General features: G+C 68.1%; 25 protein-coding genes. 13 read left to right on the top strand and 12 right to left on the bottom strand.

What is annotated here, in order from left to right; translation table 11 throughout:
- The first annotated feature begins 57 nt into the window (after window positions 1–57).
- Complete coding sequence (locus tag HSX14_RS11770) at window positions 58–1,374, top strand: MFS family transporter (RefSeq protein WP_173178368.1); 1,317 nt, start codon at window positions 58–60, stop codon at window positions 1,372–1,374.
- A gap of 216 nt (window positions 1,375–1,590) precedes the next feature.
- On the opposite strand, the gene speE is transcribed toward HSX14_RS11770, so the two are convergent.
- Entirely contained in the window at window positions 1,591–2,451 is an 861-nt protein-coding gene (gene speE, locus HSX14_RS11765; RefSeq protein WP_173178367.1) for a polyamine aminopropyltransferase, read from the bottom strand.
- Window positions 2,452–2,621: 170 nt separating this feature from the next.
- Here speE and HSX14_RS11760 point away from each other — a divergent pair, with 170 nt between their 5' ends.
- Together HSX14_RS11760 and HSX14_RS11755 are read left to right on the top strand one after the other, a co-directional pair.
- A complete protein-coding gene (locus HSX14_RS11760) occupies window positions 2,622–3,512 on the top strand; it encodes a DNA-3-methyladenine glycosylase family protein (protein ID WP_173178366.1) in 891 nt (296 codons plus the stop codon).
- A gap of 3 nt (window positions 3,513–3,515) precedes the next feature.
- Entirely contained in the window at window positions 3,516–4,016 is a 501-nt protein-coding gene (locus HSX14_RS11755; RefSeq protein WP_111264077.1) for a methylated-DNA--[protein]-cysteine S-methyltransferase, read from the top strand.
- A gap of 24 nt (window positions 4,017–4,040) precedes the next feature.
- Here the strand turns inward: HSX14_RS11755 and HSX14_RS11750 are convergent, their stop codons facing one another.
- From HSX14_RS11750 to HSX14_RS11740, 3 genes are read right to left on the bottom strand one after another with little or no spacing between them, the layout of a single operon-like run.
- The gene (locus tag HSX14_RS11750) at window positions 4,041–4,595 is read right to left on the bottom strand and encodes a histidine phosphatase family protein (RefSeq protein ID WP_173178365.1); all 555 of its coding nucleotides are present in this window, start codon (window positions 4,593–4,595) and stop codon (window positions 4,041–4,043) included.
- The gene (locus HSX14_RS11745) at window positions 4,592–4,783 is read right to left on the bottom strand and encodes a PLDc N-terminal domain-containing protein (RefSeq protein WP_111264079.1); all 192 of its coding nucleotides are present in this window, start codon (window positions 4,781–4,783) and stop codon (window positions 4,592–4,594) included. The genes HSX14_RS11750 and HSX14_RS11745 overlap by 4 nt, the downstream gene beginning before the upstream one ends.
- Window positions 4,784–4,834: 51 nt before the next feature.
- Entirely contained in the window at window positions 4,835–5,032 is a 198-nt protein-coding gene (locus tag HSX14_RS11740; protein ID WP_228723576.1) for a PLDc N-terminal domain-containing protein, read from the bottom strand.
- Window positions 5,033–5,161: 129 nt separating this feature from the next.
- Between HSX14_RS11740 and HSX14_RS11735 the strand changes: the two genes are divergently transcribed.
- Entirely contained in the window at window positions 5,162–6,046 is an 885-nt protein-coding gene (locus HSX14_RS11735) for an endonuclease/exonuclease/phosphatase family protein (RefSeq protein WP_173178364.1), read from the top strand.
- A 13-nt stretch (window positions 6,047–6,059) separates the two neighbouring features.
- Here HSX14_RS11735 and mtnC read toward each other — a convergent pair whose 3' ends face one another.
- The 5 genes from mtnC to aroC form a co-directional block, all read right to left on the bottom strand.
- Window positions 6,060–6,743, bottom strand: coding sequence for an acireductone synthase (mtnC, locus tag HSX14_RS11730; RefSeq protein WP_173178363.1), 684 nt, complete (start codon window positions 6,741–6,743; stop codon window positions 6,060–6,062).
- Between the two features lie 134 nt (window positions 6,744–6,877).
- Window positions 6,878–7,423 (bottom strand): 1,2-dihydroxy-3-keto-5-methylthiopentene dioxygenase, encoded by a 546-nt coding sequence (locus tag HSX14_RS11725; RefSeq protein ID WP_173178362.1) that lies wholly within the window; start codon window positions 7,421–7,423, stop codon window positions 6,878–6,880.
- An 86-nt stretch (window positions 7,424–7,509) separates the two neighbouring features.
- Window positions 7,510–8,124: a methylthioribulose 1-phosphate dehydratase gene (locus tag HSX14_RS11720; protein WP_173178361.1), complete on the bottom strand. Its 615-nt coding sequence runs from the start codon at window positions 8,122–8,124 to the stop codon at window positions 7,510–7,512.
- Window positions 8,121–9,272: an MFS transporter gene (locus HSX14_RS11715; RefSeq protein WP_173178360.1), complete on the bottom strand. Its 1,152-nt coding sequence runs from the start codon at window positions 9,270–9,272 to the stop codon at window positions 8,121–8,123. Before HSX14_RS11715 ends, HSX14_RS11720 begins: the two co-directional genes overlap by 4 nt.
- Window positions 9,269–10,360, bottom strand: a complete 1,092-nt coding sequence (aroC, locus tag HSX14_RS11710) for a chorismate synthase (protein ID WP_173178359.1) — start codon at window positions 10,358–10,360, stop codon at window positions 9,269–9,271. The genes HSX14_RS11715 and aroC overlap by 4 nt, the downstream gene beginning before the upstream one ends.
- A gap of 129 nt (window positions 10,361–10,489) precedes the next feature.
- Between aroC and HSX14_RS11705 the strand changes: the two genes are divergently transcribed.
- Together HSX14_RS11705 and HSX14_RS11700 are read left to right on the top strand one after the other, a co-directional pair.
- Window positions 10,490–11,476: an alpha/beta hydrolase gene (locus HSX14_RS11705; protein ID WP_173178358.1), complete on the top strand. Its 987-nt coding sequence runs from the start codon at window positions 10,490–10,492 to the stop codon at window positions 11,474–11,476.
- A 57-nt stretch (window positions 11,477–11,533) separates the two neighbouring features.
- Window positions 11,534–12,313, top strand: coding sequence for a hypothetical protein (locus HSX14_RS11700; RefSeq protein ID WP_173178357.1), 780 nt, complete (start codon window positions 11,534–11,536; stop codon window positions 12,311–12,313).
- 81 nt (window positions 12,314–12,394) lie between these two features.
- Here HSX14_RS11700 and prmB read toward each other — a convergent pair whose 3' ends face one another.
- Window positions 12,395–13,309 carry a 50S ribosomal protein L3 N(5)-glutamine methyltransferase gene (gene prmB / locus HSX14_RS11695; RefSeq protein ID WP_173178356.1) on the bottom strand — a complete coding sequence of 305 codons (915 nt, stop codon included), beginning with the start codon at window positions 13,307–13,309 and terminating at the stop codon, window positions 12,395–12,397.
- A 49-nt stretch (window positions 13,310–13,358) separates the two neighbouring features.
- The gene (locus HSX14_RS31395; RefSeq protein ID WP_274384541.1) at window positions 13,359–13,490 is read right to left on the bottom strand and encodes a hypothetical protein; all 132 of its coding nucleotides are present in this window, start codon (window positions 13,488–13,490) and stop codon (window positions 13,359–13,361) included.
- A 150-nt stretch (window positions 13,491–13,640) separates the two neighbouring features.
- On the opposite strand from HSX14_RS31395, the gene HSX14_RS11690 reads away from it, so the two are divergent.
- The 3 genes from HSX14_RS11690 to HSX14_RS11680 all read left to right on the top strand — a co-directional run bounded on the left by HSX14_RS11690 (window position 13,641) and on the right by HSX14_RS11680 (window position 15,265).
- Complete coding sequence (locus HSX14_RS11690; protein WP_173178355.1) at window positions 13,641–14,237, top strand: cysteine hydrolase family protein; 597 nt, start codon at window positions 13,641–13,643, stop codon at window positions 14,235–14,237.
- Window positions 14,238–14,337: 100 nt separating this feature from the next.
- Window positions 14,338–14,658: a hypothetical protein gene (locus HSX14_RS11685; protein WP_173178354.1), complete on the top strand. Its 321-nt coding sequence runs from the start codon at window positions 14,338–14,340 to the stop codon at window positions 14,656–14,658.
- Between the two features lie 49 nt (window positions 14,659–14,707).
- Window positions 14,708–15,265 (top strand): Smr/MutS family protein, encoded by a 558-nt coding sequence (locus tag HSX14_RS11680; RefSeq protein WP_111264089.1) that lies wholly within the window; start codon window positions 14,708–14,710, stop codon window positions 15,263–15,265.
- Here the strand turns inward: HSX14_RS11680 and HSX14_RS11675 are convergent, their stop codons facing one another.
- Entirely contained in the window at window positions 15,266–15,814 is a 549-nt protein-coding gene (locus tag HSX14_RS11675) for a carboxymuconolactone decarboxylase family protein (protein WP_173178353.1), read from the bottom strand.
- 90 nt (window positions 15,815–15,904) lie between these two features.
- Here HSX14_RS11675 and HSX14_RS11670 point away from each other — a divergent pair, with 90 nt between their 5' ends.
- The 4 genes from HSX14_RS11670 to folE all read left to right on the top strand — a co-directional run bounded on the left by HSX14_RS11670 (window position 15,905) and on the right by folE (window position 18,343).
- A complete protein-coding gene (locus tag HSX14_RS11670; protein WP_173178352.1) occupies window positions 15,905–16,246 on the top strand; it encodes a winged helix-turn-helix transcriptional regulator in 342 nt (113 codons plus the stop codon).
- 350 nt (window positions 16,247–16,596) lie between these two features.
- Complete coding sequence (locus tag HSX14_RS11665) at window positions 16,597–16,806, top strand: cold-shock protein (RefSeq protein ID WP_173178351.1); 210 nt, start codon at window positions 16,597–16,599, stop codon at window positions 16,804–16,806.
- 76 nt (window positions 16,807–16,882) lie between these two features.
- Window positions 16,883–17,545: a class I SAM-dependent methyltransferase gene (locus HSX14_RS11660; RefSeq protein ID WP_173178350.1), complete on the top strand. Its 663-nt coding sequence runs from the start codon at window positions 16,883–16,885 to the stop codon at window positions 17,543–17,545.
- A gap of 237 nt (window positions 17,546–17,782) precedes the next feature.
- Window positions 17,783–18,343, top strand: coding sequence for a GTP cyclohydrolase I FolE (gene folE / locus HSX14_RS11655; RefSeq protein WP_173178349.1), 561 nt, complete (start codon window positions 17,783–17,785; stop codon window positions 18,341–18,343).
- The last annotated feature ends 152 nt before the right edge of the window (window positions 18,344–18,495 follow it).

The following is an 18,495-nucleotide window of genomic DNA, read 5'->3' as shown; positions in this document are numbered from 1 at the left end:
CCCGCCTCCCGCTCGGGGCACGGGCCGCAACTCCTTCCAGAACGAGTGCCCAGCCCCATGAGCAGTACGACCGAACACCTCGATGGCCCCCATCCGCACTACAGCTTCGAAGAACGTCGCAAACGCGTGTTCGCGATAGTCGGCGCGTCCTCCGGCAACCTGGTGGAGTGGTTCGACTTCTACGTCTACGCCTTCTGCTCCATCTACTTCGCCCCGGCCTTCTTCCCCTCCGACGATCCGACGGTGCAGTTGCTCAACACCGCGGGCGTGTTCGCCGCCGGCTTCCTCATGCGCCCCATCGGCGGCTGGCTGTTCGGCCGCATCGCCGACAGGTACGGGCGCAAGCGCTCGATGATGATCTCGGTGCTGATGATGTGCGCCGGCTCCCTGGCCATCGCCTGCATGCCCACCTATGCCGCCATCGGCGCCCTCGCGCCGGCGCTGCTGCTGGTGGCGCGGCTGTTCCAGGGGCTGTCTGTGGGCGGTGAATACGGCACCACGGCCACCTACATGAGCGAGGTGGCGCTCAGGGGCCAGCGCGGCTTCTTCGCGTCCTTCCAGTACGTGACCCTGATCGGCGGACAGCTGCTGGCGGTGCTGGTGGTGGTGATCCTGCAGCAGGTGCTGAGCGAGGACGAACTGCGCGCCTGGGGCTGGCGCATCCCCTTCGTGATCGGCGCGGCGACGGCGGTGATCGCCTTCTACCTGCGCCGCTCGCTGAACGAGACCGCCCGCCAGGACCAGTTGCACAGCGAGGAATCCGGCAGCCTGGGCCACCTGTTCCGCCACCACAAGCGCGCCTTCGTCACGGTGCTCGGCTACACCGCCGGCGGCTCGCTGATCTTCTACACCTTCACCACCTACATGCAGAAATACCTGGTCAACAGCGCCGGCATGACCACCAAGACCGCCAGCGCCGTGATGACCTGCGCGCTGTTCGTCTACATGCTCATGCAGCCGCTGTTCGGCGCCCTCTCCGACCGCATCGGCCGGCGCACCTCGATGCTCTGGTTCGGTGCCCTGGGCGCGCTGTGCACCTGGCCTATCCTCACCGCGCTCAAGGGCGTGCAGAGCCCCTACATCGCCTTCGCGCTGATCATCGTGGCGCTGGCCATCGTCAGCCTGTACACCTCCATCAGCGGCCTGGTGAAGGCCGAGATGTTCCCGCCGGAAGTCCGCGCCCTCGGCGTCGGCCTGGCCTATGCGGTGGCCAACGCCGTCTTTGGCGGCTCGGCGGAATACGCGGCGCTGGGGCTGAAGTCCATCGGCATGGAGGAAAGCTTCTACTGGTACGTCTCGGCCATGATGGTGGTGGCCTTCCTCTTCAGCCTGCGGCTGCCGAAGCAGGCGAGCTACCTGCATCACGATCTGTAGGGGCGGCTGGGATTGCCCTGCTGTCGTGGCTGAACGCAGGGCTGCCTTCCACGATCAGGGCAACGCCGTTGCCCGTGGGCGAATGAATTCGCCCCTACAGGTCTTGTGCCGCAACGGTGTCCTTCGCGAGCCATTTCGCGGTTGAAACCGCTCCTGCACCGGCCATCGGGCAGGCACAAAAAAGGCCCCTTGCGGGGCCTCCTGGTGTCGCGCGACTCAGTCGTTGCTCGGTTTGCCGATGGCCTGCAGCACGTACTGCGGCAGGGCGAAGGCGCCGAGGTGGATCTCGGGGTTGTAGTAGCGGGTGACGATGCCGCTGCCGGCGAAGCGCTGGCGCAGGGTTTCCAGCGAGACCTTGCGCGACTCCGGGTGGGTGGCGCCCCAGGCGAAGGTCATGGAGCCGCCGATGTAGGTGGGTACGGCCGCCTGGTAGAAGTGCCAGTCGGCGAACAGGCCGTTCATGCGGCCGGCGGTGGTCTGCACCTCGCCCAGCTGCATGAAGGGCGTGCCGTTCTGGGTGACCAGGATGCCGCCTTCGTTCAGGCAGCGGCGGCAGGCCTGGTAGAAGTTCTCGGAAAACAGCACCTCGCCCGGGCCGATCGGGTCGGTGGAGTCGGAGATGATCACGTCGAACTTCTCCTCGGTGCTGGCGACGAAGCGCATGCCGTCGTCGATCACCAGGTTCAGTCGCGGGTCGTCATAGGCGCCCCTGGAGTGGTTGGGCAGGAACTCCTTGCACATCTCCACCACCGTGCCGTCGATCTCGACCATGGTGATGCTCTCGACGCCCTTGTGCTTGCGCACCTCGCGCAGCATGCCGCCGTCGCCACCGCCGATGATCAGCACGCGACGCGCGGCGCCGTGGGCGAGGATGGGCACGTGGGTGAGCATCTCGTGGTAGATGAACTCGTCTGCCTCGGTGGTCTGGATCACGCCGTCCAGGGCCATGACGCGGCCCATGCGCGGGTTCTCGAAGATCACCAGGTGCTGGTGCTCGGTGCGCACTTCATGGAGCAGCTTGTCCATGCGAAAACGCTGGCCATAGCCTTCGTAGAGAGTTTCCTGGTAGTCGCTCATGAGGGGTCTCCCGTGATGGCTGCAGGTGGGGTGGGCGGCTGGCCCGGGCCCGTCCGAAGAAAAGGCGCGCATTCTACGATGGCCCGGGTTTCAGGTCGAACCGCGAAGGTGGGGAATTCGATGATCAGTTTCCGAGAGACAGCCGCCACGACCGCCGGTATCGTCGCCCGATGAACGAATCCGCCCCCCTGCCGCCCGGCCTGCACCTTCCCTACATCGAACCCTGGAGCTGGGAGCAGTTCCTGCGCCACTTCGCCCTGCGCCGCCTGCCCGGCGTCGAGCGCATCGACGCCGCCAGCTACTGCCGCAGCTTCCGCCTCGGCGAGCTGCACGGCTGGTTCCGCGTGCGCCCCGGTGCCGGGCACCTCGCCCTGGAGCTGAGCCCCTCGTGCCTCGGCCGCGAAGCGGAGCTGGTGGCACGGGTGCGGCAGATGTTCGACCTCGACAGCGACCCCCTGGCCATCGCCCGGCACCTCTGCGGCGACCCGCAGCTGCAACCCCTGCTGGAACGCTACCCCGGCCTGCGCCTGCCGGTGGCCTTCGACCCCTTCGAGCAGGGCGTGCGCACCATCATCGGCCAGCAGGTGACGGTGAAGGCCGCGGTGACCATCGCCGGGCGCCTGGTGGAGCGCCTTGGCGAGCCCCTGGCGGATTCCCCCGACGACGGCCCGCTGCGCCTGTTCCCCACCGCCCGCGCCATCGCCGACGACGCGCTGCCCGGCATCGGCATGCCCGGCAAGCGGGTGGAGACGCTGCGCCGCTTCGCCGACGCGGTGGCTTCCGGTGCCCTGGAACTCTCGGTGGCCGAGGGCGTCGAAGCGCTCATCGCGCGGCTCTGCGCCCTGCCCGGCATCGGCCCCTGGACCGCCGAATACATCGCCCTGCGCGCCTTCGGCCAGCCGGACGCCTTCCCCACCGCCGACCTGGGCCTGCTCAAGTCGCCGTTCTGGGGCGATGCCGGCATCAGCGCCAAGGCCCTGGCCAGCCGCGCCGAACACTGGCGGCCCTGGCGCGCCTACGCCGCCGTGTACCTCTGGCACAGCTACGCATCGGAGAACTGATCCATGTACTTCCGCTATCAGGACAGCCCCATAGGCCCGCTGCTGCTGGCCGGCGACGAGGCCGGGCTGCGCCTGCTGCACATGGAGACCGAACGGCCGACGGAGCTGGACCCGCTCTGGCACCCGGCCACCCGCCAGCTCGATGCGGCCTGCCGCCAGCTGGACGAGTACTTCGCCGGCAAGCGCAAGCGCTTCGACCTGCAGCTGGCGCCCCAGGGCACCGAGTTCCAGCGGGCCGCCTGGCAGGCGCTGCTGGAGATCCCCTACGGCCAGACCATCAGCTACGCCACCCAGGCGATGCGCATCGGCAGGCCCAAGGCGGTGCGCGCCATCGGCCTGGCCAACGGCGCCAACCCCATCGCGGTGATCATCCCCTGCCACCGGGTCATCGGCCGTGACGGCAGCCTCACCGGGTTCGGCGGAGGGCTGGAGCGCAAGGCCATCCTCTTGCGCCTGGAAGGCGCGGCGATGCAGCCGGTGCAGGATCAGCTGCAGCTCATCTGACCCCCCTTCACCCTGGCGCCGGGCCTAGCGCGGCGCGGGCACCCGTGCCAGCACCCGCGCCGGCTCGGTGATGGGCAGCGCGACGATCAGGGCTTCATCCGGCGCCGCCGGGACTCCGGTCAGGGCCGTCATGTTCACCCCGTGGGTCACCAGCACCAGCGGCAGGCCGCGTGGCAGCGCGTTGATGGCCTGGCGCATGCGCTGCATGACGGCGGTATCCCCCTCGAAGTAGTCCAGCTCGGGCATCGGCTGCGAGGCGCCCATGCCCATTTCCAAGGCGGTGTCCTGGGTGCGGCACCAGCGCCCGGTGAAGATGCGCGGCCCCTCGATCCAGTGGCTGCGCAACAACTGGCCCCACTGCTGCGCCTGGTAGCGCCCGCCGGCATCGAGGTTGCGCTGGGTGGTGCAGTCGCCGAGGCGGAAGGTGTCGGGGTCGCCCGCTCCCGGCGCGGTGGCGTGGTGCATGAGGAACACCGCCTGGCCACTGCGCAGCGCGGCCCAGGCGGCATCCTCGTAGGCGTGGGCCGGCAGCGCCAGGCAGGCCAAGAGCAGCAGCCAGGCGCCACGGCGGCGGTTCATATCCTCACGTCGCCACGCGGGCCGGCGATGGCCCAGATGATCAGGCCGATCACCGGCAGCAGCACGATCAGCAGGATCCACAGCACCTTCATGCCGATCTCGGCGTTGCTCTTGATGACGTTGAGGATGGCCCAGATGTCGAGGGCGAGAATGATCAGCCCGGCCAGGCTGTTGAGGATCGAACCCATGGCGATGCTCCTTATTGCGGGGGGTGTGAGTGCAGGATAGGTGAGCCTGGATCAACGGTGCTGGCGACGCGGCCCCATCCAGGCCCAGTTGAACAGCCCGAGCAGCGGGAACAGCAGCAACAGGGCCGTCCAGAGGACCTTCTGCTCGCGCCGCGCGCCGCTGCCCAGCACATTGAACAGCGCCCAGGCGGTGAGCAGCAGGTACAGCGTGCCCAGGACGGCGTAGAGGGTCATCGCGTGTTGGCTCATCGTGGGCTCCGGCAGGGTGGCTCTCCAGTGTTAGGACACGGGCGCCGGCCAGGGTTCCCGTCGCCGATCACGCGAGGCACGGCGGATGGCCTACAATTCGCGCCTTTCCCATGAATGCAGGACGCACGCGTGCTCAAGGCCTTGCGCTTTCATCTCAATCAGCTCGCCTGGCTGGCCCTGGTCACCCTGGTGCTTGGCCAGTTCGGCCGCCTGCACTGGGGCCTGGAGCTGCTCAGCCACTTCGTGCCGATCCAGGCCGTGGTGATGCTGCTCGGCGCCGCCGTGCAGCCGCGCAATGCCTCATCGTTGCTGTTCGCGCTCTGTGGGCTGGGCGCCCTGGGCTGGGCACTGACACCCTTGCCCGCCGAGCCCCTGGCCACGGAGGCCCCCGCGCGGCGCTTCCTGGCCTTCAACCTGAAACTGGACAACGCCGACGCCGGGGCCGATGCCCGCTGGCTGGCGGAACAGCGCGCAGACCTGGTCTTCGTCACCGAGGCCACGCCCGCCTGGTCGCAACAGCTGGCCACCCTGCGCCCGTTCGAGGCCTGCGCCCGCTACACCGACTCGCCCTTCGGCCTGGCGCTGTTCTCGCGCCTGCCACTGAAAAGCTGCCAGGTGCTGGAACTCGCCGGCGCCGCCAGCGGCTACCCCTACCTGCGCGCGGAGCTGGAGGACGGCACGGTGCTCTATGGCCTGCACCCGCCACCGCCGCTGGGCACGCAACTGGCGCTAGCGCGCGACGAGTCGCTGCGGCAGCTGGCCGAGCGCGTGGCCTCCGAAGGGCCGGAAGTGATCGTGCTGGGGGACTTCAACAGCACGGCCTATTCACCGCGCCTGCAGGATTTCCTCGCCACCGCCGGGCTGCGCCTGACCAGCCCGCGCATCCGCCCCACCTGGTGGCCGGGCATGCTCGGGCTGGACCACATCCTGGTGCGCGGCGAGCGGCCGGTGCGCGCGGTGGGCGCCCTGCCCTGGCGCGGCTCGGATCACCGCGCGGTGTGGCTGGACCAGTGAGGCCCGGTGCGGCTCAGGCGCGCGCCGGGTCGATCACGGCGAAGCTGGCCACGGTGGGATGGCCGGCGAGCTCACCGCCTTCGCGGGCCAGGCCGATGGTGGGCATGCCGGCCTGCTGCGCGGCGTCCAGCTCCTGCACCACGTCGGAGAGGAAGAGGATGTCCTCGGCCGGGCGCCCGATGGCCTCGGCGATGCGCGCATAGGAGGCCGCCTCGCGCTTGGGACCGGAGGTGGTGTCGAAGTAGCCGGAGAACAGCGGCGTCAGGTCGCCCGCCTCGGAGCACCCGAAGATCAGCTTCTGCGCCTGGATCGAGCCGGAGGAATAGACATAGAGGCCGTAGCCGTCCTGCTTCCAGCGCTTCAGCGCCTCCACCGCATCCGGGTAGACATGGCCCTTGAGCTGGCCGGCGGCGTAGCCCTGCTCCCAGACCATGCCCTGCAGCGCCTTCAATGGCGTGGCCTTGCGGTCTTCGGCGATCCAGCCGAGGAGGATCTCCACCACCCGTTGCACATCGGCATCGGCCTCGCCGCTCTCCACACGCACAGCCTGCAGCTGCTCGGCGACATCCGCCCGCTCGGCGTGGGTCAGCACGAACTCCGGCAGGTGGCGGGCGGCATAGGGGAAGAGCACGTCGAAGACGAAGCTGACGGCACTGGTGGTGCCTTCGATATCGGTGAGGATGGCTTTGATGGGCATGCAGGCTCCAGTGTTTCGGTGTTCAGTGGACCCGGGCCCCACAGGCAGAGGCGATCAGGCTGCGGCTCTGGCCGTCGGGGCGAACGCAGGGTGGGCGTAGGGTGGGCTTCAGCCCACCGATGGGGTTTGCACGCTCAATCCTCCAACCGCGGGAAGCGGCTGGCGATGTCCTCGCCGGTGAACTGCGCCACCCAGCCCTCCGGGTTGTTGAACAGGCGGATGGCGACGAAATGCGGTTCCTCGCCCATGTCGAACCAGTGGCGGGTGCCGGCGGGCACCGAGATCAGGTCGTTCTTCTCGCACAGGACTGCGTAGACGTAGTCGTCGATGTGCAGGGTGAACAGGCCGCGCCCGGCGACGAAGAAGCGCACTTCGTCCTCGGCGTGGCGGTGCTCGTCGAGGAACTTGGCACGCAGCTCGGCCTTTTGCGGGTGGTCGCGGTCGAGGCTGACCACGTCCACCGTCACGTAGCCGCGCTCCTGCATCAGGGCGTCGATCTGCGGGCGGTAGGCGGCGATCACCTCCTCCTGGGACGCGCCGGCGGTGATCGGCGCACTGGCCTGCCAACGCTCGAAGCGCACGCCGACATCGGCGAGGGTGCTGGCGATGTCATCGACATGGGTCAGCATCTTGTTCGGAACGTCGGGGCTGGACTCGTGGTAGACGGTAAGGCTGCTCATCGGGGCTGCTCCTGGCGCCGCGCTCCCGCTCTGGGGCGGGTCGGGCGGACGCTCGATCGGTCATGCACCTTCGGCGGAAGGAAGCGTCAGGGTTTATGGAGGGCGCGAACCTTCAGCTCGCACTCGAACAGGAATTCGAAGGCTTCGACCTGGCGCAGCGCGTCACTCATGCGCGGGCCCCAGGTGTAGAGGCCGTGGCCACGGATCAGGTAGCCCACGCAGTCGGGATGCGCGTCCAGCCAGGGCTGCACCTTCGCGGCCAGGCGGGCGATGTCCTGGTCGTTGTCGAAGATCGGCACCAGCACTTGCGATTCGTGGGTGGAGACGCCGCTGAAGGCCTTCTGCAACTCGTAGTCGGCGAACACCAGCGAGTCGGCCAGGGTCAGGCGCGAGAGCACCGTGGCGTTGACCGAATGGGTGTGCAGCACAGCGCCGATCCCAGGCTTCCAGCGGTACAGCTGGGTGTGCAGCAAGGTCTCGGCGGAGGGCTTCTTGCCGGGCTCCAGGCTGATGCCGTCGAGGTCGGTGGCCAGCACATCGTCCTCGCCAAGCTGGCCCTTGTGCTTGCCGGAGACGGTCAGCAGCGCCTGGTCGGCCGATAGCCGCGCCGAGTAGTTGCTGCTGGTCGCCGGGGACCAGCCGCGACCATAGAGGAAGCGGCCGGCCTCGATGATTTCACGGGTGAGTGTTTCGCGGTTCATGCCCGCTCCTCTTTTAATTGAGTGGCAATGATAACGGCAGCGGCCATGGCGGCCAGGCTGGCGATGACGAAGGTCCAGGAGGCACCCAGGCTGTTCCAGCTGTAACCGGAGTACAGGGCCCCGAGCGCGCCGCCGGTGCCGGCGAGTGCTGCGTAGAGCGCCTGGCCCTGGCCTTGCTGCTGCGGGCCGAACTGGCGTTGCACGAAATGGATGGCCGCCGCATGGAAGCTGCCGAAGGTCGCCGCATGGAGCACTTGGGCGAACAGCAGCACCGCGAGGTTGTCGGCGAGATGCCCCAGCAGCAGCCAGCGCAACGCCGCGAGCAGGAAGCTCGCGGCCAGCACCTGGCGAACCGGGAAGCGCGAGAGGATGCGCGCCATCGCCAGGAACATCAAGACCTCCGCCACCACGCCCAGGGCCCACAGCTGGCCGATGAAGCCGCGCGGGTAGCCGAGGCTTTCCAGGTAGATGGTCTGGAAGGTGTAGTACGGGCCGTGGGACAGCTGCATCAACCCGACGCACAGGTAGAACGCCAGCACGCCGGGTTGCCGCAGCTGGTCGAGGAAGCCGCCGCGGGCGCCTCCCTCCCGGGCCACCGGCGTGGCATTGGGCACCCACCAGCTGCTGAGCACGATGCCGACCATGATGACCACCAGCGCCACCGGGTAGACGTCCAGGCTGAACACCTCGAACGCCTTGCCCAGGCCGACCACGGTGAGGATGAAGCCGATGGAGCCCCACAGGCGGATCTGGCTGTAGCGCGCGGCCTGTTCCCTGAGATGGGCCAGGGTGATCACCTCGAACTGCGGCAGCACCGCGTGCCAGAAGAAAGCGTGCAGGGCCATGATCATCGCCAGCCAGGCGTAGCTCTTGTCGACGAAGATCAGTGCGAAGGTGCACAGGGTGCAGAACGCGCCCAGCCGGACGATGGCCAGGCGCCGACCGCTGCGGTCGCCCAGCCAGCCCCAGAGATTGGGCGCCACGCAGCGCATCAGCATGGGGATGGCCACCAGCTCGCCGATGCGCGCGGCGGAAAAGCCCAGGTGGGCGAAGTAGAGCCCGAGGAAGGGCGCCGTGGCGCCCAGCAGGGCGAAGTAGAACAGGTAGAAACCGGACAGCCGCCAGTACGGCAGCGCGCCGCCGGTCACAGCTGGCCGAGCACCGGGGTGGTGACGCGCACATCGGCGTTCTGCCCGCGATGGCGCAGCAGGTGGTCCATCAGCACGATGGCCATCATGGCTTCGGCGATGGGCGTGGCGCGGATGCCGACGCAGGGGTCGTGACGGCCCTTGGTGATCACGTCCACCGGATTGCCGTCGACGTCGATGGAGCGGCCCGGCGTGGTGATGCTGGAGGTGGGTTTCAGCGCCAGGTGGGCGACGATCGGCTGGCCCGAGGAAATGCCGCCGAGGATGCCGCCGGCGTTGTTGCTGAGGAAGCCTTCCGGGGTCAGCTCGTCGCGGTGCTCGGTGCCGCGCTGGGCGACGCACGCGAAGCCGGCGCCAATTTCCACGCCCTTCACCGCGTTGATGCTCATCAGCGCGTGGGCGAGTTCCGCATCCAGGCGGTCGAAGATCGGCTCGCCCAGGCCGGGCGGCACGCCTTCGGCGACGACGGTGATCTTGGCGCCGACGGAATCCTGGTCACGGCGCAGCTGGTCCATGTAGGCCTCCAGCTCCGGCACCTTGTCCGGGTCGGGGCTGAAGAAGGCGTTCTGCTCCACCGAGTCCCAGGTCTTGAAGGGAATCTCGATCGGGCCGAGCTGGCTCATGTAGCCGCGGATGCGGATGCCCTGCCCGGCCAGCCACTTCTTGGCGATGGCGCCGGCGGCGACGCGCATGGCGGTCTCGCGCGCCGAGGAACGGCCGCCGCCACGGTAGTCGCGGACGCCGTACTTGTGGTGGTAGGTGTAGTCGGCGTGGGCCGGGCGGAAGAGGTCCTTGATCGCCGAGTAGTCCTTGGACTTCTGGTCGGTGTTGCGGATCAGCAGGCCGATGGAGCAGCCGGTGGTGCGGCCTTCGAAGACGCCGGAGAGGATTTCCACCTCGTCGGCTTCCTGGCGCTGGGTGGTGTGGCGGCTGGTGCCGGGCTTGCGGCGGTCGAGGTCACGCTGCAGGTCCTCCAGGGAAAGCTCCAGCCCGGGCGGGCAGCCGTCGACGATGGCGACCAGCGCCGGGCCGTGGCTTTCGCCAGCCGTGGTGACGGTGAACAGCTTGCCGTAGGTGTTGCCGGACATGCACAGTGCTCCGCTGAAATGGGCCTCGAAGAAAGGCCGAGGAGTATACCTGCGGCGCCCGGCCAGTTCACCCACGAACCTTGCGCCGGCGCCGGCGTCAAAGCCACGTCGCCGTACCCGGAACCCTTCATGCCACGCCTCCTCCCCCTGCTCGCCCTGCTCCTGATCTCCTTCACCGGCACTGCCCTGGCCGGCCCCTGGACCGTCCTCCAGCGCCCCATCGAGCTGGAGACCGCCAGCGGCACGCTGCACGGCACCCTGCTGCGCCCCAGGACCGAGGCCCCGGTGCCGGTGGCGCTGCTGCTGTCCGGTTCCGGACCCACCGACCGCAACGGCAACAACCCCATGGGCGGGCGCAACGACAGCCTGAAGAAGCTCGCCGAGCTGCTGGCGCGCCACGGCATCGCCAGCGTGCGCTACGACAAGCGCGGCATCGCCGCGAGCCAGGCCGCCGGCCCCGACGAGCGGCAACTGAGCGTCGACCTCTACGTGGCCGATGCGGTGGCCTGGGGCCGCACGCTGAAGGCCGACCCGCGCTTCTCGCGCCTGGTGCTGATCGGCCACAGCGAAGGCGCCCTGATCGCCAGCCTGGCCGCGCCGGATGCCGGTGCCGATGCGCTGGTCTCCATCGCCGGCAGCGCGCGCCCCATCGACCAGGTGCTGCAGGAGCAACTGCAACGGCGCCTGCCGCCCCCCCTGCAGGCACGCAGCGACGAAATCCTCGCCAGCCTCAGGGCCGGGCATCAGGTGCCGGGCGTGCCCAAGCCGTTGCTGGTGCTCTACCGCCCCAGCGTGCAGCCCTACCTCATCTCCCTGTTCGCCAAGGACCCGGCCGCCGCCTTCGCTGCCGTGCGGGTGCCGGCGCTGATCGTCCAGGGCAGCCACGACAGCCAGGTGGACGTGGCCGATGCCCGTGCCCTGCAGGCGATCCGCCCGGATGCCGAGCTGGCGATCATCCCGGGCATGGACCATGTCCTGCGCATCACCCCGGCGGATGCCCGCGACCCGCTCGCCACCTATAATTCCCCCGGCCTGCCCCTGGCCCGCGAGCTCGGCGAACGCCTGATCGCCTTCATCGAACGCCTGCCCTCCAGCGACGGGAAAAGCGGCCGATAAGGGTCAGGTCAGCGCGCCGCCACTGGGCCGCTGCACTCCGCCACAGGATTGTGCTCGATGACCGACAGCGAAACCGAACAGCAGGAAACCACCGAACCGACGCCGCAGCCGCATCCCTGGGCCGACCTGCCGCCGGAGCGTTTCCAGCTGCTGCGCCTGGCGCCCCTGCCCACCGATCGCCAGACCGGTGCGCGGCCGCTGCGTTTCGTCCAGCTCGGCGAGGTGGAGCGCCACAGCACCGACCAGAGCGTGTTGCACCTGAGCCTGCACCTGCCCGGGCAGCGCGTGCGCAAGGAGCAGAACCTGTTCGAGGTCTGGGCCGACCACCGCCTGAAGGAGGTGCGTTTCGGCGCCGACAGCGGCCTCCAGCTGGAGCCGCAGAACCGCGGCCTCGGCCGCTTCCTGCTGGCACGCGGCATCGGCTGGGCGCGGCGGCACTGGCCGCACTACAAGGTCGAGGGCGGTGCCCTGGCAGCCAGGGACGCCGTGGCCGAAGACTTCCGCCTGCGCCGCGACCACTTCCTCAAGGCCCAGGGCTTCGAAGTCGCCTACCTCGATGCGCTGCAGTTGAAGGCCGAGTACCGCGCCGGTCGCGTCAGCGAACTGCACGAGGACTGGAACCGGGAGAAGGTGCAGGTCGTCGACATGCTCGACGCCGCCGCCATGCTCCAGCAGGCCGACCACAACCTGCACCAGCAGGAGATCGAGATCCGCAAGCTGCAGGAGCGGGTCAACGCCTTCCAGCGCGAAGACAGCGGCCTGCGCTTCACGATCGCCTGCCTGGTGGTGTTCGCGGTGTTCCAGGCGGGGCTGCTGATCTGGATCGCCACCCACTGAGCCGGCGCGCTACCCGGGAATACCCCAAGACATGAAAAAGCCCGTCTACTGGCGGAGACGGGCTTCGGGGCCTGGCGTCGATCAGCCGTTCAGGCGCGAGCGGAACAGGGCCTGGTGCTCCCGGCACTGGCTGGCGCCGAGCAGGAACACGCCATGGCCGCCGTGGCTGAATTCCAGCCAGGTGAAGTCCACTTCCGGATACAGCGCCTCGACATGCACCTGGCTGTTGCCGACCTCGACGATCAGCGTGCCGCGCTCGGTGAGGTGGTCGGCGGCCTCGGCCAGCATGCGGCGCACCAGGTCCAGCCCGTCGTCGCCACAGGCCAGGCCCATGGCCGGCTCGTGCTGGAACTCCTCGGGCATGTCGGCGAAGTCCTCGGCATCCACATAGGGCGGGTTGGACAGGATCAGGTCGAAGCGCTGCCCCGGCAGGCCATCGAAGCCATCGCCCTGGACGGTGAAGACGCGGTCTTCCAGGTCATGCCGCTCGATGTTCAGGTTGGCCACCTCCAGCGCGTCGAAGGACAGGTCGGCCAGCACCACCTCGGCATCCGGGAAGGCGTGGGCGGCGGCGATGCCGATGCAGCCGGAGCCGGTGCACAGGTCGAGAATCCGCGCGGGCGATGCGGCCAGCCAGGGCTCGAAGCCCTGCTGGATCAGCTCGCCGATGGGCGAACGCGGCACCAGCACACGCTCGTCAACCACGAAAGGCATGCCGCAGAACCAGGCCTCGCCCAGCAGGTAGGCCACCGGCACGCGCTCGAGGATGCGGCGGCGCAGCAGCGCCTGGACGTGGGCACGCTCGTCGTCTTCCAGGCGGCAGTCGAGGTAGCTGTCGGCCACCTCGTAGGGCAGGTGCAGCGCGCCGAGCACCAACTGGCGAGCCTCGTCCCAGGCGTTGTCAGTGCCATGACCGAAGAACAGGTTTTCCGCATGGAAACGGCTGACCGCCCAGCGGATGTGATCGCGCAGGGTGCGCAAGCGGGATTCGGACACGAAGGACGACCTCAGGCAGAAACGGACAGGCGATTCTACACCCGTCGACTCATGGCTTGCGACGCGGTGGCTGCCCGATGTCCTCGCGCCGTTCACGACGCAGTTCGCGCATCACCGCGATGGCCACGGCCAGGGCGAAGAGCAACCAGAAATAAGCGGGAACCTCAGAGAAATCGGGCATGGGCAGCTCCTTCTGCGGGGGGCTTCGCATCCTGCGAAACGCATCGATAGTGCACGGCCGTACCGGGATCGACAAGTCGGATGCGCGACATGGTTCACTTATCTCTCGGCTCGGCGGACAATGGGCGGCACAGCCGTACCGGAGATCCGCATGTCCGCCCCCAAATCCATGTTCCAACTGAGTGGCCGTGGTTACCCGCCCGCCAGCCTGAACAACGCCACCCTGGTGATCATCGACGCGCAGGAGGAGTACCGCAGCGGCGTCCTCGCCCTGCCCGGCCTGGACGCCGCGCTCGAGGAGATCGCCACCCTGCTGGCGGCAGCCCGCGCCATCGGCAGCGCCGTGGTCCACGTCAAGCACCTGGGGGTTCCCGGCGGCCTGCTCGACCCCCAGGGCGAACGCGGCCAGCACCTCCCCGAAGTCGCCCCGCTGCCGGGCGAGATCGTGGTCGAGAAACGCCTGCCCAATGCCTTCGCCGGCACCGAACTGCATGACCGCCTGCAGGACATCGGCCACCTGGACCTCGTCGTCTGCGGCTTCATGACCCATTCCAGCGTCAGCACCACCGTGCGCGCCGCCAAGGACTACGGCTACCGCTGCACCCTGGTCAGCGCCGCCTGCGCCACCCGCGACCTGCCCACCACCGACGGCGGCGTGATCAGCGCCGAAGACATGCACCGCGTCGAAGTCATCGCCCTCGCCGACAACTTCGCCAGCGTGGTGCCCCACGCCCGCGCCCTGGCCTGAGCCTGGGCGCTACACATCTGGCGACATCCAATCGGGCGCATGACCGGAACCACGCCGACATGCGCCGGTCATACGCCCGATTGCAACAGAGGACGTCCGGATGAAGTTATCCGATGGTTTCGATGCCCGCCGCCTGCGCCCCCGTGGCCCGGGCAGTTGGCGCTGGCGCTTCGCCGCGGCCCTGGCCGCCCTGATCGCCAGCTTCGGCATCCTGCTGGCCATGGCCGGCACCGCCACCCTGCTCGGCCGCCCGCCGGCCCTCGGTACGCTCAATGACAGCACCGGCTCCGCCGTGGTGCTCCTGGTCATCGGCCTGCTGTTCCTCTGGCTCGGCGTCGCCGGCTGGCGCATCGCCCGCCGCCGCTCCCGCCGTCGCAACGACCTGAGCCTGTCTCCCGGGCTGATGAAGAAGCGCGACTGACGCCCGCCCCCCTCTGTTGGTTAAACTAGGCCTCCTTCGTGGAGGCCTTATGCAAGACGACGACTTTTCCCTGTTCACCAACGAGATGCGCGGCGTGAAGCGCATCCAGAACGACCGCGCGGAAACCGGCAAGCCGAAGGCCGACCGCAAGCAGGTCGCCAGCCTGCGGCAGAACGCGACCCAGATAACCGAATCGACCAAGGTCGACGGCCTCTCCGACCTGTTCGTCATCGACGTCGGCGCCGAGGACGAGCTGCACTGGGCCCGCGACGGCGTGCAGGAAGGCCAGATGCGCAAGCTCAAGCTCGGCCAGATCGGCTTCGAAGGCAGCCTCGACCTGCATGGCATGACCGTGGAAAAGGCCCGCGAAACCCTCTGGGACTTCCTCGCCGAAGCAGCGAAGTTCGAGATCCGCTGCGTGCGCATCACCCATGGCAAGGCCGCGCGCCTGGATGGCAAGCGCCCGCTGATCAAGAGCCACGTCAACACTTGGCTGCGCCAGCACCCGCAGGTGCTCGGCTTCACCTCCTGCCTGCCGCGCCACGGTGGCACCGGCGCGCTCTACGTGATGCTGCGCCGCACCATGCTCGAAGGCCGCGACGAGTAGTCAGCGCGGGAAGCGCGGCACGCCCGCCTCCCGCTCCACGCCGGTGCCGTTCACCACGAACGACACCGCGTGGTAGAAGCCGACCAGTGTCAGGCACTCGATCAGTTGCGCATCGCTGAAGTGCGAGGCCAGTCGCTGCCACAACCCCTCCTCCACCCGAGCCGAACGGTTCAGGCCATCGGCCAGTTCCATCAGTGCCAGCTCGGCCGCGCTCCACAGTGACGGCTCAGGCCGCTCGCTGCAGCTGTCCGCCACCTGCTCCGCGCTGAACCCCGCGCGCTCGGCGAAGAAGGCCACGTGAACGCCCCATTCGTATTCGGCGCCGCAACGGGCGGTGGTGCGCAGGATCAGTACCTCGCGCTCACGCAGGCTGATGCTGCCGGGGTCGAGCAGGCCCCCCGCGATCAAGCGCTGCAGCACACGGGGGTTGTGCGCCATGCTACGGAACAGCTTCAGCGGCGGCACGCCGGGCGGCATCACCTTGTCGAAGGCGGCCTGCACGGCCGGGTCATAGGGGGCTTCGAGGGGCTGGATACGCGCAGTGCTCATGGCCGAATCTCCTGTCGGGCTGTTACGCTACGTAAAACGTAGCAGCAAAGCCTGTCGCCCGCTACTAAAAAAGAAGCAAGGAACAAAATCATGACCCTTCCCCTCCCCGGCAAATCGGTCCGCGGCTCCACCACCGGCCGGCCCATCATGGCCCTGCTGGACCTGCTCGGCCGCCGCTGGAGCCTGCGCATCCTCTGGGAACTGCGCCAGGGCCCGGCCACTTTCCGCGAACTCCAGGCACGCTGCGAAGGCCTCTCGCCCTCGGTGCTCAATACCCGCATGGGCGAACTGCGCCAGGCGCTGCTGATCGACACGGGGGATGCCGGCTATCGGCTCAGCGAGGACGGCGAGGAACTGGTCCGCCGCTGCCTGCCCCTCGCCGAGTGGGCTGAGACCTGGGCCGAGCGCCTGCCGCCACCCTCGGACGCATGAGCTGCCGGAGGCGCGGCGACGGGCGGCGATGGCGCGTGGCGGGAGCCTCACTATCCTCTGGAAGCCCTGCTGAGGGCTGCAGTAAGGCCGCCATCGGCCCCCCCACATTCAGCTGATGGCGGCCTTTTCTTTCCTCCCGCACGCCCCTTGCGGCGCACAGGTACAAATAAACCTGGGTTATTTCCGCAAGAGGAGTATGGTGTGCGCACTGGATGCAACGTGTCATTGCGATTTCTGACCTGATGTAACGATTCCCATCTTTTCATCTCCTCGGCTTCCTTCGCTTTCGCCCTCAGTCTCGACCCGGATGTCCCGGCGTCGATGCCATTACATTTCCCTGGAGATACATCATGTCCAATCGTCAATTCGGCACCGTCAAATGGTTCAACGATGAAAAAGGCTTCGGCTTCATCACCCCCCAGGAAGGCCCGGACCTCTTCGTCCACTACCGCTCCATCGAAAGCGCCGGCTTCAAGTCGCTCGCCGAAGGCCAGCAGGTGAGCTACCTGGTCGCCAAGGGCCCGAAAGGCCTGCAGGCCGAGCAGGTCCAGGTGGTCTGAACCCCGCCTCAAAAAAGAAGCCCCGGGTTTCCGGGGCTTTTTTTTGCCTTCTCTTTTTTCAGCGCTGAGGAGCGACATGCCAGGCTATCTGATCAAGACCAGTACCTTCCGCGTGGGCGGCCGGGATTTCCACATGCAATCGCTGCTGGACGCCGAGCAATTCCATGATCCCTTGGGCGAGGCTGCCGGCCTGGGCATCACCGCAGACACCTGGGCGCTGTTCGGCCAGGTGTGGCCGGCAGGCGAAGCGCTGGCCCAGACGATGGCGACCCGCGACCTCACCGGCTTGCGCGTGCTGGAAGTCGGCGCCGGGCTCTGCCTGGCCAGCCTGGTGGGCCACCAGCGCGGCGGCGACATGACCGCCAGCGACATCCACCCGCTGATCCCCACCTTCCTCGCCGAGAACGCCCGCCTCAACGGCCTGCCGCCGATGCGCTACGAAACCTGCGACTGGGGTGGCACCGAGGCGTTCGGCGAGTTCGACCTGATCATCGGCAGCGACCTGCTCTATGACCATGACAACCAGGCCGACCTGGCCGACTTCATCGACCGCCACTCCGCGAGCTCCGTGGAAGTGCTGCTGGTCGACCCGGATCGCCAGGGCCAGCAGGCCTTCCATGACGAGATGGCCGAGCTCGGCTACGGCATGGATATCAGCCTCGCCGATTGCCTGCTGGCCAACGGCGAGCGCTTCAGGGGCTCCTACCTGCACTTCAGCCGAGGCGCCGTCGCCGCCTGAGCCCTTGCATGGCGCACATGGATACCCGGGCGCAACGGCGCCCGCAGTACAATGGCCGCTTCACCGACGCGACCCGAAGCGTCATGGCGGGTATGATGCCCACCTCTATCGCCAGCAACCCGGCCATAGCGTGCAGAAGCTGTCCCGAGCCCACCGAGATGGGCACGCGGTGCGGCCCCCGGGCACCGGGAGGCCCACGACGGGCACGCTGATATTTCACTAGCCCCTGGAAGCCCCATGGAATCTAGCAAACAGAAACTCGAGCAACACTACACCGCGATCCTCGGCCAGCTCGGCGAGGACGTCTCCCGCGAAGGCCTGCTGGACACCCCCAAGCGCGCCGCCAAGGCCATGCAGTACCTCTGCCGCGGCTATGAGCAGACGCTGGAGGAAGTCACCAACGGTGCGCTGTTCAGCTCCGACAACAGCGAAATGGTGCTGGTGAAGGACATCGAGCTGTACTCCCTGTGCGAGCATCACCTGCTGCCCTTCATCGGCAAGGCCCACGTCGCCTACCTGCCGAGCGGCAAGGTGCTGGGCCTGTCCAAGGTCGCGCGGATCGTCGACATGTTCGCCCGCCGCCTGCAGATCCAGGAGAACCTCAGCCGCCAGATCGCCGAGGCCGTGCAGCAGGTCACCGGCGCGGCCGGCGTGGCCGTGGTCATCGAGGCCCAGCACATGTGCATGATGATGCGCGGCGTGGAGAAGCAGAACTCCTCCATGGTCACCTCGGTCATGCTCGGCGAATTCCGCCAGAACGCCGCGACCCGCAGCGAGTTCCTCAGCCTGATCCGCTGAAGCCGCCCCCATGAAAAAACCGGCCTTGGCCGGTTTTTTCGTTTATCGGGCTTGAGGATTCGAGGTGGGCCCTGCTCGCGAATGAATTCGCTCACACAAGACCGCCGGGCGACTGAAGTCGCCCCTACAGGTGCATCCCGCATGACCGCTGC

Origin of the sequence: Pseudomonas tohonis (genome assembly GCF_012767755.2) — a bacterium.
Taxonomy (GTDB): Bacteria; Pseudomonadota; Gammaproteobacteria; order Pseudomonadales; family Pseudomonadaceae; genus Metapseudomonas; species Metapseudomonas tohonis.
Note: the sequence above shows the minus strand (reverse complement) of the source record. Positions and strands in the feature narration are given on the sequence as shown.

What these genes read in the sequence shown, in the direction of transcription:
- HSX14_RS11770 (WP_173178368.1), top strand. Translation starts at nt 58, where the DNA reads ATGAGCAGTACGACCGAACACCTCGATGGCCCCCATCCGCACTACAGC.
- speE (WP_173178367.1), bottom strand. Translation starts at nt 2,451, where the DNA reads ATGAGCGACTACCAGGAAACTCTCTACGAAGGCTATGGCCAGCGTTTT.
- HSX14_RS11760 (WP_173178366.1), top strand. Translation starts at nt 2,622, where the DNA reads ATGAACGAATCCGCCCCCCTGCCGCCCGGCCTGCACCTTCCCTACATC.
- HSX14_RS11755 (WP_111264077.1), top strand. Translation starts at nt 3,516, where the DNA reads ATGTACTTCCGCTATCAGGACAGCCCCATAGGCCCGCTGCTGCTGGCC.
- HSX14_RS11750 (WP_173178365.1), bottom strand. Translation starts at nt 4,595, where the DNA reads ATGAACCGCCGCCGTGGCGCCTGGCTGCTGCTCTTGGCCTGCCTGGCG.
- HSX14_RS11745 (WP_111264079.1), bottom strand. Translation starts at nt 4,783, where the DNA reads ATGGGTTCGATCCTCAACAGCCTGGCCGGGCTGATCATTCTCGCCCTC.
- HSX14_RS11740 (WP_228723576.1), bottom strand. Translation starts at nt 5,032, where the DNA reads ATGAGCCAACACGCGATGACCCTCTACGCCGTCCTGGGCACGCTGTAC.
- mtnC (WP_173178363.1), bottom strand. Translation starts at nt 6,743, where the DNA reads ATGCCCATCAAAGCCATCCTCACCGATATCGAAGGCACCACCAGTGCC.
- HSX14_RS11725 (WP_173178362.1), bottom strand. Translation starts at nt 7,423, where the DNA reads ATGAGCAGCCTTACCGTCTACCACGAGTCCAGCCCCGACGTTCCGAAC.
- HSX14_RS11720 (WP_173178361.1), bottom strand. Translation starts at nt 8,124, where the DNA reads ATGAACCGCGAAACACTCACCCGTGAAATCATCGAGGCCGGCCGCTTC.
- aroC (WP_173178359.1), bottom strand. Translation starts at nt 10,360, where the DNA reads ATGTCCGGCAACACCTACGGCAAGCTGTTCACCGTCACCACGGCTGGC.
- HSX14_RS11705 (WP_173178358.1), top strand. Translation starts at nt 10,490, where the DNA reads ATGCCACGCCTCCTCCCCCTGCTCGCCCTGCTCCTGATCTCCTTCACC.
- HSX14_RS11700 (WP_173178357.1), top strand. Translation starts at nt 11,534, where the DNA reads ATGACCGACAGCGAAACCGAACAGCAGGAAACCACCGAACCGACGCCG.
- HSX14_RS31395 (WP_274384541.1), bottom strand. Translation starts at nt 13,490, where the DNA reads ATGCCCGATTTCTCTGAGGTTCCCGCTTATTTCTGGTTGCTCTTCGCC.
- HSX14_RS11690 (WP_173178355.1), top strand. Translation starts at nt 13,641, where the DNA reads ATGTCCGCCCCCAAATCCATGTTCCAACTGAGTGGCCGTGGTTACCCG.
- HSX14_RS11685 (WP_173178354.1), top strand. Translation starts at nt 14,338, where the DNA reads ATGAAGTTATCCGATGGTTTCGATGCCCGCCGCCTGCGCCCCCGTGGC.
- HSX14_RS11680 (WP_111264089.1), top strand. Translation starts at nt 14,708, where the DNA reads ATGCAAGACGACGACTTTTCCCTGTTCACCAACGAGATGCGCGGCGTG.
- HSX14_RS11675 (WP_173178353.1), bottom strand. Translation starts at nt 15,814, where the DNA reads ATGAGCACTGCGCGTATCCAGCCCCTCGAAGCCCCCTATGACCCGGCC.
- HSX14_RS11670 (WP_173178352.1), top strand. Translation starts at nt 15,905, where the DNA reads ATGACCCTTCCCCTCCCCGGCAAATCGGTCCGCGGCTCCACCACCGGC.
- HSX14_RS11665 (WP_173178351.1), top strand. Translation starts at nt 16,597, where the DNA reads ATGTCCAATCGTCAATTCGGCACCGTCAAATGGTTCAACGATGAAAAA.
- HSX14_RS11660 (WP_173178350.1), top strand. Translation starts at nt 16,883, where the DNA reads ATGCCAGGCTATCTGATCAAGACCAGTACCTTCCGCGTGGGCGGCCGG.
- folE (WP_173178349.1), top strand. Translation starts at nt 17,783, where the DNA reads ATGGAATCTAGCAAACAGAAACTCGAGCAACACTACACCGCGATCCTC.